Below are 15,176 nucleotides of genomic sequence, written 5' to 3' on the forward strand. Positions count from 1 at the left end.
CATCAGACCTAAAACACAGTTCTATGAAAAAAGCAAAAATTTTACTAGCCCTTATGGTGATGTTTACCATAGCCGGATCTATCCTCGCTTTTAAAGCAGAAAATTTTGGCGGATCCACGTACTATGTGAGTACAACTATCACATCCTGTGCTATAATCACCTATTCGCCAGCCATTTTTACAGCTCCTAGTACCCGTTATTTATATTTATATTATACCAGAATATATTGCTTTCCTGCAACTACCAGGGCTTATTTTATTACGATACCCTAACTCAATAAAGTTTGGTAGTGGTTGAATGCTTCTCATCCTAGCCACAATGGGGCCAACATGCAGAATAACTAACCAATATTTAATGAGAAGTAACCCCATAAGAGCTTGTTTTTCTATTCATAAGAATCTACTTCAACCCCTTTTCCTGAGCAATGACTCCACCTACCATCCAGGCAGGAGCTGGTTGTCCTTTTAAATAATGGTTAAAAAACTGAGTAACCCTTTTTGTGAAATCAGCCTGAGCTTTAATATCAACCAGTGAATGCCCTTCCCCATCATATTGAAGCATCCATGCTTTTTTTTCCAATCTGCGCAAGGCAGAAAAGAACTCTACACCTTGCTGAAATGGAACAGTACTATCATTTATATTATTCATTAGTAAAATAGGCGTTGTAATATTTGGGACACTAAACAGGGGCGAATTTTCCAGGTATGATTGCGGTATTTTCCAAAGTGGTTCACGCAGTTCGGGTTGCCCAAACTCAAAATAGTCATATCTATTGTCTCCCTCAGGTGTTAATGTCCCATAATAACTAATCATATTAGAATAACCCGCTGAGGAGCAAGCCGCAGCAAACATATCACAATGAGTTACTATGTAACTTGTTTGATACCCGCCAAAACTATGACCCTGAACACCTATTTTTGTAGAGTCAATATACTGTTTGAAAGAAAGGACTTTGGCTGCTGAGACAACCGTATTAAGCGCACTTTTCCCCGGCTGACCCGGTGTATACTGAATATCTGGCGTAAACACTAAATACCCATTGCTGACAAACCAGGGAATATTAATTGGCCCATCTGTAAAACCCGGCGGCAAAAAGACATGCAATCTATCTGCCATTTTTTGGTAGTAATGTATGATCAACGGATATCTATGATTTGGATCAAAATTCTCGGGTTTATATAATACTCCCTGTGTTTTCTTTCCATCGAGTGTTAAAAAATTCACTAGTTCCGTTGTCAACCAATTATAATTAGCTTCAGGATTCACCTTACTAATTTGCCTAAAAGATTTAAAATCGGTTGTAAAGTAGTAGTTAGGCGATTCTTTTTCGCTCATCCTTTTAACAAGGTAAGCATCAGTATAGAATGCTTTTATAGGTGCATCCTCTACAATCCATTGATGTTCTGGAATGTCATAAACAAATGGCCCCATACTTAACCTTATAAGATCCATTGCACCGTCTAACCTTATGGAGTAAAAGCCATTCTCCTTTGTTATTAAATTAAAAGCAGTTAGTATAATTTTCTGCTGCTTGTTGAATATTCCGCCTCTGTTCAAGGAAACTTTAAAATCAATATTATTTTTTTTGCCATATCCATTAGTTAAATTAATCGGTTCTTTATTACATGAAGGATCAACAAGCCACAAATCATTTTCAAAGGCGACGATAATAGCCTCATCCTCCTCTAACCAACCTTGTACATCATTCAATGCAATACCAGTTAACCCTTGGCTATCTATTGCATCTTCTTTCCGACCAAAATTGTTGGATTTAATTTTTTTTATATTATTTTTTGTTATGGAATAGCTATAGTACGCCTTATCCACAGGATCAATATATATTATATATTTTCCACCTGGGGACATATACCAGAAAACACATTTTAAGATCGCTTTGTTAAGGCATTGCTCCTCATGCAAGCGTCTAATGCATAACTGCTCAATGGGCGAGTCACCTTCAATGTAACTTTCTGATGGACCTTTTGATGTCTTAGAAGTAATTAAAATTGTATCTCCTATTCGCTGAACCAAACGCTCACCCTCTGACTCTAGTCTTGTTATCTGTCCGGAAATAAGACTATAAACCAAAAGGAAATCTGTTTGATCAAGTAAGGATGGTTGAGAAAGGTTTCTTAGTTGATGTGATTGTAAAATAACGTCTGTATAACTCCAAACATCGACATTAACAGCTCTAGCGGCCGATGCTTTAAGACCTTCCCTAGGCCGCACCCTTAAAAAAACTGATCTTCCATCTTTACTAAATCTCTCAATATTTTCAGTATAGAGACTATCTTTCCCGATAATAATTGAGGAAATATTTAGCCTCTTGGCTGCAATATTTCCAAATTTGAAATACCAAATATCTATTGCTGTATTATTATTTGAATCTGGGGTACCCAAAAAAGAGATTTGTTCTCCTCTTTCATCAAAAACCAAATTGTTCAGCTTATATCCCTTCCAAATAGATTGGGCTTCCCCAGTACCTAAATTCAAAATAAATAAATTCTTTCTTCCGCCGTTATTACCTTCCTCCTGGATTATACACATTTTTTCTTTCAATGGAAGAAAAAAATAATCTGCAACCTCATTAAATGAAAATTTCTTACCGGTATACAAGTTTAATAAAACAAGTTTTGGGTACGGCAGATTTTGCTTAAACGCTAGCCATTGGTGTTTTTTATTTTCAGACAACTTGAAGGAGACTATATTGGAAAAGAAAATAGCTGAGTTCCTACTTAAAGTGGTAATACCCAAACTATCACTTATTGTACGCCATAAGAAATAGCGACTATCTCCCGTAAAAACGTGGTCCGCTACATTTGAAAATTTTCGTTCCCAATTTTCTTTAGTAGCCGTTAGGTAACAGCTTCTTACCACTCCTGAATCATTATTAACTAAATAATAAGCATACTTCCCATTAGGGCTAATGGCAGCCTCGCCTATTGATGCCCACTTTCCAAAAACACTTGTATCTAAAACAGGTTTAGTTATGGTGTTTTTTGTGGTTGACAGTTGAGCATTGCCTGATTGAAAATCACAGATGAAAATAAGTATGCTAAATAAAATACTTTTCATATTTTTAGCGATGGATATAGCGATCAGTTATAACGAAAATAACTTTAACAACTGAGGTATATCTGCAGTAAAATTAATTATGCTATTTGTTTGCCATAGCACTTTCAAATACTTTTTTCTCTTGTTCAATTATATTCTTTCCATATTTCGACAGGTAAATGGCTGCAACAGGTGCATAATTTTTCCAATCCGTCTTATTATAGTAGTAAATTGTTTTGGCACGTAAGAAGATTTCTTCACCAGCATTTCCGAATTCTTTTATACTTTTCTCAATATCATTCCAATCTACATCAACGGTGGTATCCTTTAAGAAGGGCTCTATACTGTCAGTGAAAATGGAATTCATTAACTTCATAGTTACAGTCCTTTGCTCCAGCAAAGAAGCAGTATCTTTAAGTTGTGCTTGAAGAATTTTGAATCCGGGGTCTTTTGTACTGAAAGTATTTTCCATTATAAATTCTAGCTTTTCCTTAGAGTAAGGCCTGCTCAATTTTGCTATATACTCATTTGATATCCGATGTACGCCTGGCTTGTCTGATACCTGCCGGGCAGCTACTGCCAGCTTATATAAAAACACTGTATCATTGCGACCTTGGATATATTCATCCATCATTTTGCTATAGATAATCGCAGGGTCCGAAAGGTCTGCATTCATTGCAGTAACAGCAGGAACTTTCCCAATTTCAACCAGGTGTTCATTCAATGACCGAATTTCCTCAAAAGGAATTTTAATGATTTCCCTATCATAGGTTATTAAACCATTTTGCTCAGATTCTACATCGAAGGGCTGTGTATAAATTGAACCGCTTAATCCTTCTCTTTCCAACAATCTTAATGTATTTGTCATAATTGCATACTTGCCTTTTAGGGAGGAGGCCGTAACCTGCGCATATCCCCAGGCATTAGATGGATTCCATTGGTGGTCCGGAACAAATACGCCGATTCCACCAAACTCGCCCAGTACCATTACTTTACCGTCTATATTTGGAGGATTCGTGGGATCTGGATACGAGTGAATATCCGTCATATCGCTGGAAATCCAATTATTTTTTCCCGTTTTGGTCTCCTTTCCATCAATGAAAATATATTCACCCGAATGTCCGTTAACTAAACGGGATGGATCCTGTGCTTTCACCCATTCTGTCAATCTTTGTTGATCATATGATCCCCACTGCTCATTAAATAATACCCAAGTAATAATAGAAGGATAGTTATGTAACTGATCTAGTGTTTCTTTTGTCTGTACTTCAAATGCAGTTTTTGCTCCTTCTGGCAGTGCCTGATTTGGGTTAACGAAGTCCTGCCATACTAACATGCCTAGTTTATCAGCATGATAATACCATCTGGCCGGTTCAATTTTAATATGTTTCCGTATCGTATTAAATCCCATTGCCTTTATAGCTTTAATATCAAAAGCTAATGCCTCATCAGTAGGTGCTGTCATAAGGCCATCAGGCCAAAATCCCTGATCAAGTGTTCCCAGGTTATAGGTATACTGATTATTCAAAAATATACGTTCAAATCCTGCTTTATCCTTATGAATAGCAATCTTTCTCATACCAAAGTAGCTAGAGATCTCATCGACTATCTTCCCATCTTTAATTAACCGTATTTTAAGGTCATATAAGAACGGATCCACAGGTGACCATAAGTGAACTTCTGAAGGATCTGCTATCTTTAATTCTATCAAACTATCAGCCGGAGAAAACCTACTATTGGAGACCATTCTTCCATCTGCATATGCAATAGCCTCGATATTACAATCACCAATTATCCCATTTATATTTACCTGTAAATTCAATATACCTTTGTCTATATCAGGTGTAAATCTGACTTTTGAAATATGGCTATCAGGCACAGACTCCAGCCATACCGTTTGCCATATTCCGGAGCTGGGTGTATAGTAAATATTCTCCGGATGTAACACCTGTTTCCCGTGAGGAAAAACACCCTGCTCAGTTGCATCAGATACCTTTACGAGAATTTCGTTCGAACCATCCTTTAACGCATCCGTTATGTCAATGGAAAAGTTAGTATATCCGCCTTCATGGCCACCAATCTTTTCTCCATTAACATACACTATTGCATTATTATCTATCGCACCAAAATTTAACAGTACCCTTTTCTGAGCTTGCCTTTTGATGATAATATCCTTATGGTACCATAAACACTCCTCAGGCAACAATGCCCTTTTTACCCCTGAAAGAGATGATTCTAAAGGAAAAGGAACCAATATTTTTCCCTGGTAGGCCTTTGGCATCTGTACATCTTTTCCAACAATTGCATAATCCCACAGGCCATTTAGATTTGTCCATCCTTTACGTACCATCTGGGGACGCGGATATTCTTTTAACGCATTAGTTGGTGAAACCTCTTGGGCCCAGCGTGTTTTGATATTTGAGGGCTGAGGGGACCAATCTTTTTGAGCGTCACTCTTTACACTTGCCCCCAGGATAAAGATCAGAATGATATACTTTTTTAAATACACTTTCCCTAATTATTAGTTTATGATAATGAAATCTTTCAAATACAGATAGAAAGTTCAGATAAAGCTAATGTCTAGTTATCACTTAAGTCCTTTTTTGATGGCCATGTTGGCTCATCTCTCTTCATCTTCTCCCATGCGAACAGAGTCTCTCGATTATGCGGATCTAAAGAAAGGGACTTACGTTCCCATGCCAGAGCTTCCTGTTTTCGGCCTAATTTATACAACAGATTTGCATATGTATCCATATAGGCTGCATTATCTGGCTCTCCCTTAATTAACAACTTCATCCATTCTACACTTTTATTTAAAACAACTTTATCACTGCTATGACGGAAAATCATATAGTAAATCATATTATTTAGTCCATCCTTACCAAATCCAAGCGTATCTAATCCATATAAATCAATTTTTTTAAGATTATATTTTATCAGACTTAATGTATCTTTCATGAACCCATACCATCTTAGTTGCGCTTCGATTATATTTCTATCTGCGTAATCCGGGTTGTATTTATGTGCAATAGTCTTGTGCATCTTGTCCCAATCTGGCTCTCCTTTTATAGGTTTATTATCAACAATAAGCTTAGGGTCAATTTCCTCAAATGCAATAATGTAGTCAACGTAACTCTGCGCATATCCTTTTATATCCATAACCTGATCTATCTTATCCTTATTATTATAGAAAAATGAAAATAATTTACTTCGTGAAGATTGGTTGTATTTTCTTATGTTCTCTATGTTTTCCCTTGTCAATAAATCTTGTTCCTCAAGTTTACATAAATAATTATTTATATAGTCTTCGGTAATTTTCTTTGTAATGTCATCTTTCTGCAAATTTTTAGACTCCATAATCAATATAGGCATTTCCTTATAGCTCATACTGCCATCCTGGTAGATTTTTAGTAAATCTTCAAACTTCCGCACAACAGAATCTGTATTGCTGTGAGATTCCAATTGTGAGATTTGGCCTTTTAAGAACACTGGAATAAATACAAGTAATATCACAGATCTTAACATAAAGTATAATTTTTATAATTTTAATAACCCAAATTTTGTTTGAGGTTTATCCCATTTTGGATTTCGCCTAGAGAAATAGGATACAACTGCTTGTAATTACTCCAAACGGCTTCTTTTTGAGATGCTTCATTTGCCATCACGGCATCAATAGTATTTGTTCTTTTTAAATCCAGCCAGCGATGTCCCCATTCGGTAAATAATTCAACTCTCCTCTCGTGATATATTTTATTTAGTATAATCTCCTTTGTGGTTACCTGGATTGGAATCAATCCTGCCCTCAACCGGATTAAATTTAAGTCGGATACTGCTCCTTGGATATTGCCCTGCTGAGCCCTCGCTTCCGCGCGAATCAAATATTGTTCGCTTAACCGCAGTATCGTTTCGTACTCTGTAACTGGTTGATCCAACCCAGATATTTTATACTTATGTGGATAGTAAAAACTGTCTATGCCACCAGTATTCACGGCTCCTATCCAGTTTTCCCGGCGCCGGTCTGAATTTTCAAAACTATTTAAAAGGCTTCGGCTTAGATATACTGGGTGATCGTTATCTGGTCCTGTATCCGGAAGAACGAAAAATCTTCCATCGGGCGTATTCTGCCCCAGGTTAACCGGTTGAATTTGCCAGATAGTTTCGTTACTATTAGCGTTGAACACACTATTTAAATCTCCCAGTAGTTGGAACCTTCCGGTTTCATTAATAACATCCGTTGCGTTTAGTGATGCAGAATCCCATTTTTTTGTATACAAATAAGCTCGTGCAAGTAAGCCTATGGCGGCCCATTTTGTTGGTCTTACACGCTCTCCTGAAACATTAAGGAGCGTTATATCAACAAAATCAGCGCTTAAAACCTTCTTGGCATCATTAAGGTCGGCAATTATTTGAGCCCATACATCTGTCTGTGGCGTTCTTCCAAGGGAAGCCGTCACTGAATAGTCTGTACTTAAAACAAGAGGAACATCTCCATATAGATTCACTAAATAGAAATAACAAAATGCCCGCACAAACTTTGCTTCACCAAGTAGTTGCTGTTTCACAGATGGCGTTAGCGCTGCAGATGTATTTAATCCATTAATAGCAGCATTACAAATAAAAATGATGGGGTAACAAGCACTCCAATAATCAGCCCCTCCCATATTCAAACTTGTCAAATTATTAGTGTAAAATGCCCTGTACTGCTCATACCCAGGCATTGTTAGCCCTTTATGCAACGTAAGTTCATCTGAAGACAAGCCTGGAAATAAAGAAAGAGAGCTCAGCCCCCCATTTCCAAATGAAGCACTGCTTATTCTTGCATAAATGTTAGTCATAACAGCAATTGCTGTTGGATCGCTTTGATATACATTAGGACCACTGGTACTGGTGACAGGGGCATTTACCTCAACCAGCTTGGCACAGGCTGTTAAAAAAACCGATCCCATTATGCAATATATAATCCACAACAAAATAGCTTTCGCAGAAACTATTTGTTTTAAATGTGCAAAGATCTCTTTTATCTTATGTCGCCTCATAATTCTATCTGTTTTGAAGATATTTAGATTGTCTTAATTCAGGTATTAAAGGCCCAGCTTTATTCCCAATGTTATAACTCTCATTGGGGGTAATGTTCTTGAACTGAGCGTTTCAGGATCAAGCCCTTTGTAATTGGTAAGGGTGAGTAAATTTTGGCCCAAAACATATACACTTGAAGTTTGTAGATGCAGCTTGCTTACAAGATGTTGGGGCAAACTCCAAGAGACAGAAGCATTTTTTAACCTGATGTAGGACGCATCAGAATAAGCTGCATTACTAAAAGTGGCAAGCCCATATTGTCCACCCAAAGCACCGGAACCATCAAATCGCTGAATATTGGCATTATCACCTGGCTTCTGCCAACGATCCATGACATAATGGGGTTGGTTTCCACTCCAAAAGGTACCTGCGTTATTACCAAATGCGTAATTGGATCCCAATTGCTTAACAAACTGAAAAAGGAAATCCAATTGTATACCCTTATATTTAAGGGAATTCTGAAAACCGCCAAAAAATTTAGGCATACCGACTGTTACCGGAATAGCATCATCAGAAAATGATGGATTATATGTACGCTTACCCTGTTTATCATAGAATTCATACATTCCTGTCTCTTGATTTACTCCCGCATAATTAAAGACTTTTTGAATTGTAATAGGTTGATCAATTATTAACCGGTAACTATAGGTAGAAGTGGCAAGATTTGGAAAGGATACTAACTTGTTATGAGGGATGGTAAGATTCAAATTTGTTTCCCATGTAAAGTCATGTGTACTTATATTTTTCGTATTAATTGAAAATTCCCATCCCGAATTCTGAACAGTTGCCGGGAAGTTACGCGTCACGGAACCAAACCCAGTAAAAATTGGTAAGGTATATGCTAGTAACTGATTAGATGACCGATTTAGAAAATAACTTGCGGTAAATAAGATTTTTTCCTTAAAAAAAACTGTTTCTAATCCAAACTCCGTCTTTTTTGTTTCTTCCCATTGCAGGTATGGATTATTAAAACGATTAGGTTCTAACGCAGTCCCGCCTTGGTAGGGTATTCCTACATTTACAGGTTGATATAAGTCCAGAAAAAGGTAATTGGGAATTTGGTCACTACCTGTTGTACCATAGCTCGCTCTTAATTTCCCAAAACTTAGAAAATCGATATTATTCTTAATAAAATTTTCTTCTGAAAATATCCAAGCAATACCTGTAGAACCGAAATTATGAAATCTATTCGCCTGACCAAACCGGCTGCTACCATCTCTTCTGCCTGTTAAATTAATAATATACCTGTTCCTCCATACATAATTCAATTTTCCAAAAAGTGCGTTATACTTATATAATTCAGTAAGTGTAGATTGAACAAGAACATTACTTGCAGATCTTATATCTTCCAAAGTCATATCGCTATTATAGCCATATGCTAGTAACTGCTGGCCTTTGGAGTTGGTTTGTTGCAAACTTGTGCCTAACAGCGCTTCTAATCTACCATTAGCAACAGGACGTTTGAAAGAAATTTGTGGTTCTATAATCCAGGAAGTAATAGCGTTATTTCCAAATGTTGCATCCCTTCCGGAGAAGGGTCGGTTCTCCGGAGCAACTATGGATAATGGATGACCTGCGAATTCATCAGATTGAAGATCTGAATATCCGAAAGTGCACAAAATGTCCAGACCTTCTAACACCTTATAGCTAAGACTACCATTACTGATTAAATTTTTTGTTTTTACTTTATATATACTTTGCAGTCCTGCTAACGGGTTGGGGAATGTTGATCTTCCAGAAGAATTTGGAGCCCAATTTAAGCTTCCATCCACATTGTACAGGGTCGGCGCATCAGGCCATAAATAGGTAGCTAAATAGGTAGGGTCTACATTAGGAATATTATTATTATCTACAAGGTAGTTTGCTCCAAGTTGAAGCTTAAACCGGTCATTTGCAGATCGGCTATTAATATTAAAATTAACACTTCCCTTCCGATCCGAGAATTCCCCGGGAAATACAGTGGTTTCTCGATGGTAGGTTGCTCCTACCACGTACTGTGTGATACTGTTGCCACCAGATACAGAAGCATTAAGGTTAGTATACTGAGTAGTTTTACCAATTAATTCCTTTTGCCAGTCTGTGTATCGTGTTGTGTCCCATGATCCGTTAATATCATAATCCTCCGGACCAACGGTTAAGTTATCATTATTTAGCGCTTCATGCCTCATAATTAGGTATTGCCGTGTGTCCAGAAGATTCAATTTTCTTGCAACCTTTCCCCATCCTTGCTGTAAATTGATATCGACCCTGGTTTGACCTGACTTTCCTCTTTTTGTTGTGATTAAAATTACACCGTTGGCCGCGCGAGATCCATAGATAGCGGTGGCATCTGCATCTTTCAGTACTGTTATGCTTTCTATTGCATCCGGATTCAAAAAACTCAAAGGACTTCCTGACTGTCCTCCATTTGAGCTTGAAAAGCCTAGTATTTGTCCTCCAATATTAGGAAGCAGCTGTGATGAATAAGGTACTCCATCAATAACATAGAAAGGATCGTTACCATTTACTATGCTGTTTTGTCCCCGAATCTGCACGTTCATAGTTCCGCCGGAAACCCCTGTAGATTGAGTTATAAACAACCCCGGCACTCTTCCTTGCAAAGCCAAAAGAGGATTATTAACAGGTTGTTTAGCTATCTCATCTCCTTTAACCACGCTAATATTACCTGTATTCAGCCGTTTGGTAGTAGTACTATAAGCTACCACCACCGTTTCATCCAAATCATTTACGGCTACGTTCAACTTCGTCAAAATCGACTGGCCTTTTACACCTACTGCTCTTGTCTCATAACCCAATGAACTAATCAACAGGATATCCTTCTTCGACACCCTGGGTAAAGTAAAATTTCCATTTACATCCGTTGTTGTTCCCTCCCCTGAACCTTTGATTTGTACCGTGGCGCCGATCAACGGATTGCCATTAGCATCCGTCACTCTACCTGCCACAGACTGTATAGTTGAGGAAGTATCGCCCATCAAACTGGTATGCTTCTCGGCAGTAATTTCTTTTACAGGTTTAGGCTTAATAGTTACATAATTGCCGTTATAGACCCATATATAGCCCTTTTTGCCTACAATAAATTCCAATACTTCGTCCAACCGTGTGTTTTGAAAATTAACATCCACAGTAACCTGGTCATCCAGTAAAGTTTTGGCATAAAAAACGCCCACTTTTGTCTGTTTGTAAATAGCCTTAAAAACAGTTGCAAGTGTTATGTTTGTACCTTTTAGTGTTACGGTTGCATCGCCCTGATGGCTGGCCTGGGCTTTTAATGAGGAGAAACAGGCATAGGTGATTAATAGAACGGTTAGGAACACGCCGGCGCGCCCCTGTGTAGACATCCCCTTCATACATTGGTTAGTTTATAAGTAAGCGTTAGATTTGGTATGAATTTCCTTTTTCATCATAGGCAGCAAGAGGCGCAATCTTCCTTTGGCATTGTTACTTGGCAATCTAACCTTCAACAATAGATCCACATGACATTGAGTATATTAGTATACATTCTCCCTTGTAAAAAATGACCAATAGTGAACGGGCAGAAAAGTGCGTTCAAGTATAAAGACAGGAAATTTAAAAAATGGACTATGCCTTAACCAAATTTTAAAGATAATTTCATACAGGGTTTACAGAAACATAAAATACATTCTTCAAACGTAGCTTTTTCTGTATATTTACAGCACCTATAACTGGTTAATACTAAGGGGACAGTTACTTTTCCATCTCAATAATAACCTATACTAAAAGCAAAGGGCTGATATTGTCATGGGCACCCGAACAATTATATGAGCGGGGACTAAAGTAGAATGCATGCAATCCATTAATGAGGATATTATCTTACTACAAAGGTTAAAAGAAGGCGACGAGCAGGCGCTGCAGGAGTGCTTTTATAAGTACAGACAACAACTAGTAACCCTGGCCTTTGCCATACTGCGTAATGAAGAGGAAGCCAGGGACCTGGTACAGGATCTTTTTATGGACTTCTGGGAAAAACAAAGATTCCTTAATATTAAACAATCCCTCTCCTCTTTTCTGTTTATAAGTACCAAAAACCGCTGCCTGTTAAAAATTGAAAAAGATAAAACCCGCCGTAAACATTTTGAACAGATGATTGTCCCTGACAGCATACTTCCCATTAGTCCTATGGAAGAAGCTGAAATAGAACAGGAGTTGAAACGGCGCTATTTTGAACTCTCTCAGGTAATGGAAAAACTATCTCCCCAAACCTCCCGGGTATTAAAACTGGCGGTACTTGAAGGCAAGAAATACAAAGATATTGCCACAGAGTTAGGTACCAGTCCCAACACGGTGCGTAACCAGATTGTATCTGCACTGAAAATTCTCCGATCAAATTTAAAACAGCAATAGTCCAATTTTTAAAAAACCTGTCTTTATCATGAGTGAAACAGATATGAGCCTTTATCCTGATCCGGACTTATTGCTTCAACGAATGGTTGAAAAAATTACTGGTACTATCAGTGAAAGGGATAACTATGTATTAGAGGAATTGATTGAAAAAAATGAGGACGTAAAAAATGCATGGACAGCATTCTCATCGAGTTTCAGCCAGGAAGATAGGGACACACAAATGGCCAGGTTGGGAACAGATGTGTTTTGGAAAGGTAGCGCTTTAAATAGAAATGTAATTGCCCAAAACAAAGTATATATAATAAAACGGTGGTTGTGGGCCGCAGTATTTACTGGCATACTAGCGGGCAGTTATCTTTTGTACACGCAATTGAGGGGGGTTAAAAGAAATTTATTCCTTACCGGCAATCCCACACAGGCAACTAATAGCATCCAGTTACAACTGGCCGAAGGCCAGACTATTGATCTCTCTGCTACTCAAGGCACTGTACAGGCAGGCAACACTACATTGGTTAACCAGCAAAAAAGCCTGCATTTTACAGACGCAGGTACGGGAGATGGAGTAGGAGGATTAAACACTTTAAAAGTACCTGTTGGTCAGGATTATAATATCGTACTAGCAGATGGCACCAAAGTACAGATGAATAGCGCTACGGAAATGCGTTTCCCTTTCAGGTTCAACGGTGCTACCCGTGATATCTATATTAACGGGGAAGCTTACCTGGAAGTAGCCCGAGACGCAAAACATCCGCTTATTGTGCATTCTGCCGGCAGCGCAGTACAAGTATTAGGTACTTCTTTTAATATAAATACTTATGAAGCGGACCAATTAACAGTATCATTAGTAAACGGATCTGTAAAAGTGAAGAACCGGGGTAAAGAGACGATAATACGGCCAGGCGAACAAGCTGTAGTGCAGCAAACGGCCGGTAATATACAGGTACTGGCATTTGACAGGGAGGAAGTACTTAGCTGGCGCGAGGGCATCCGAATTTTTGATAATGCCACCGTACAGGAAATTTCCAGCGTGTTACCGAGGTGGTATGGGGTACAAATTCAAATAGATAATCCATCCTTAGCTGATAGACGCTTTTCCGGTGTACTGGACCGTAAAATGCCTATACAAGATTTTTTGAACGCTCTCAAAGCAACCATTGCACTCGACTATTATGAAGATAAAAAGGGCGTCCTGCATCTGAAATAACAATTAAAATTTTGATGGTTTTGAGGAACTAGAAACTAAACATTTTCTGTGATGTCATTAAAATGTGAAATGTTAATCAGATTTAAAGGAGCTATGAAATCATTATTTTTTTCACCAATAGATTCAATAGCTTCATAGGCCGCTTTCCAGCGGCCTTTTTAACTAATTATCAGCTTGAGTAGTACACACTCAATTTTGCAACGGTATCGTTACTAACGGACGACTTATTGTTGCCTCCTTCAAGGCAAGGCAATCTGTTGTCACGTAAACGCCTGGCACCTTAGCTAAAAGCAAGTCATAAGATCCCAAGGTAATCTTCGAAATTTAAAGTATTAATTATGGTTGATTGGAACAACGTATGTTCAACTATCTTAGCCATACTTAACCGTATGCTGGGAAAAGCGCAGGATACCGCAGTAGAAGAAACGGTCAAAAATCCGCATAAGATCCGTTCTTACTTCAGGCGTTTAAAAAAGTATATCCCGTTATTTAAAAAACTACAACCATTGTTTTATCTGTTAGTGCCAATTTTACTTTTCACACCATTATATAACAGACCACTGCATATTTCTCCCGAAACTCTACCTGGAGCTAACTCTAACAATGCAGAGAATAGTATACGGATTGACTTGCCTGATGAAAGTACTGTTATTATTAATGATTCTTTAGGCCCGGTTGATGTAACAGTGGACGTAGATAGTTTGGCACATGCTATTACCGTGAGGCACAAAAACAATAAAAAGAAACCGATAAGGATCACTATTCCAAAGGGTAAAAGCATGCGTATACGGCTACGTGATGGATCAAAGGTTCATCTTAATTCATCAACAACGTTTGAATATCCGGTTGCCTGGGAGGAGCATAGGGACGTATACCTGAATGGGGAAGGGTACTTTGAGGTCACTAAAAATGAAAAGCAAGCCTTTATTGTGTATTCCAAGAACATGGATATAACAGTTTTAGGTACTTCCTTTAATGTTAACAATTATCCCGATATGGAAAACAGCGAGGTGACTGTTGTAGAAGGACGCGTATTAATTAAATCAAAACAGGACAGTACCGTCCTTTCTGGAGGTAAAAATGCAATTATAAACCAGTTATCAGGAAAAATATTAGTAGAACGGTCAAGGCAAACACCTGAATCAGGTTGGAACAAGGGGTTATATATATATTACAACAAGCCATTAAAAATGATTTGCAAAGATCTTACCAGGTTATACAATACAAATATTATTATTGATGACCCTACAATTGCAAGTTTGCGTTTTACAGGTATTTGCAATTTTCGTGACCCTATTATAGAATTTCTTTCCGGGTTAGTTGATATCACTGATGAGGTATACTATTACAGGGATTATATTGGCCAATGGCATGTTCAAAAAAAATCATCACATGTTTTCAATCCACTGGGCTATATGACAGGTAGTGGTCATAACGCCAACTAAGCTAAAATGACCTCCTAAATGGCCCAAAATGA

The 15,176-nt window shown here is 38.0% G+C and carries 8 protein-coding genes; 3 read left to right on the forward strand and 5 right to left on the reverse strand.

Features of this window, described 5'->3' with window-relative positions:
• Positions 1–399: 399 nt before the first annotated feature.
• The 5 genes from BMZ54_RS18080 to BMZ54_RS18100 all read right to left on the reverse strand — a co-directional run bounded on the left by BMZ54_RS18080 (position 400) and on the right by BMZ54_RS18100 (position 11,471).
• The gene (locus BMZ54_RS18080; protein WP_089914953.1) at positions 400–3,075 is read right to left on the reverse strand and encodes an alpha/beta hydrolase family protein; all 2,676 of its coding nucleotides are present in this window, start codon (positions 3,073–3,075) and stop codon (positions 400–402) included.
• Positions 3,076–3,157: 82 nt separating this feature from the next.
• The gene (locus BMZ54_RS18085) at positions 3,158–5,563 is read right to left on the reverse strand and encodes a glycoside hydrolase family 2 protein (protein ID WP_238386610.1); all 2,406 of its coding nucleotides are present in this window, start codon (positions 5,561–5,563) and stop codon (positions 3,158–3,160) included.
• Positions 5,564–5,634: 71 nt separating this feature from the next.
• A complete protein-coding gene (locus BMZ54_RS18090) occupies positions 5,635–6,579 on the reverse strand; it encodes a tetratricopeptide repeat protein (protein WP_089914959.1) in 945 nt (314 codons plus the stop codon).
• Between the two features lie 20 nt (positions 6,580–6,599).
• Complete coding sequence (locus BMZ54_RS18095) at positions 6,600–8,090, reverse strand: RagB/SusD family nutrient uptake outer membrane protein (RefSeq protein WP_089914962.1); 1,491 nt, start codon at positions 8,088–8,090, stop codon at positions 6,600–6,602.
• A 45-nt stretch (positions 8,091–8,135) separates the two neighbouring features.
• Positions 8,136–11,471, reverse strand: coding sequence for a SusC/RagA family TonB-linked outer membrane protein (locus tag BMZ54_RS18100; RefSeq protein ID WP_162277598.1), 3,336 nt, complete (start codon positions 11,469–11,471; stop codon positions 8,136–8,138).
• Between the two features lie 466 nt (positions 11,472–11,937).
• On the opposite strand from BMZ54_RS18100, the gene BMZ54_RS18105 reads away from it, so the two are divergent.
• The 3 genes from BMZ54_RS18105 to BMZ54_RS18115 all read left to right on the forward strand — a co-directional run bounded on the left by BMZ54_RS18105 (position 11,938) and on the right by BMZ54_RS18115 (position 15,144).
• Positions 11,938–12,495, forward strand: a complete 558-nt coding sequence (locus BMZ54_RS18105) for an RNA polymerase sigma factor (protein WP_089914967.1) — start codon at positions 11,938–11,940, stop codon at positions 12,493–12,495.
• A 28-nt stretch (positions 12,496–12,523) separates the two neighbouring features.
• Positions 12,524–13,699: a FecR family protein gene (locus BMZ54_RS18110; RefSeq protein WP_089914970.1), complete on the forward strand. Its 1,176-nt coding sequence runs from the start codon at positions 12,524–12,526 to the stop codon at positions 13,697–13,699.
• A gap of 338 nt (positions 13,700–14,037) precedes the next feature.
• A complete protein-coding gene (locus tag BMZ54_RS18115; RefSeq protein WP_089914973.1) occupies positions 14,038–15,144 on the forward strand; it encodes a FecR family protein in 1,107 nt (368 codons plus the stop codon).
• Positions 15,145–15,176 lie beyond the last annotated feature (32 nt).

Origin of the sequence: Chitinophaga rupis (assembly GCF_900109685.1) — a bacterium.
Taxonomy (GTDB): Bacteria; Bacteroidota; Bacteroidia; order Chitinophagales; family Chitinophagaceae; genus Chitinophaga; species Chitinophaga rupis.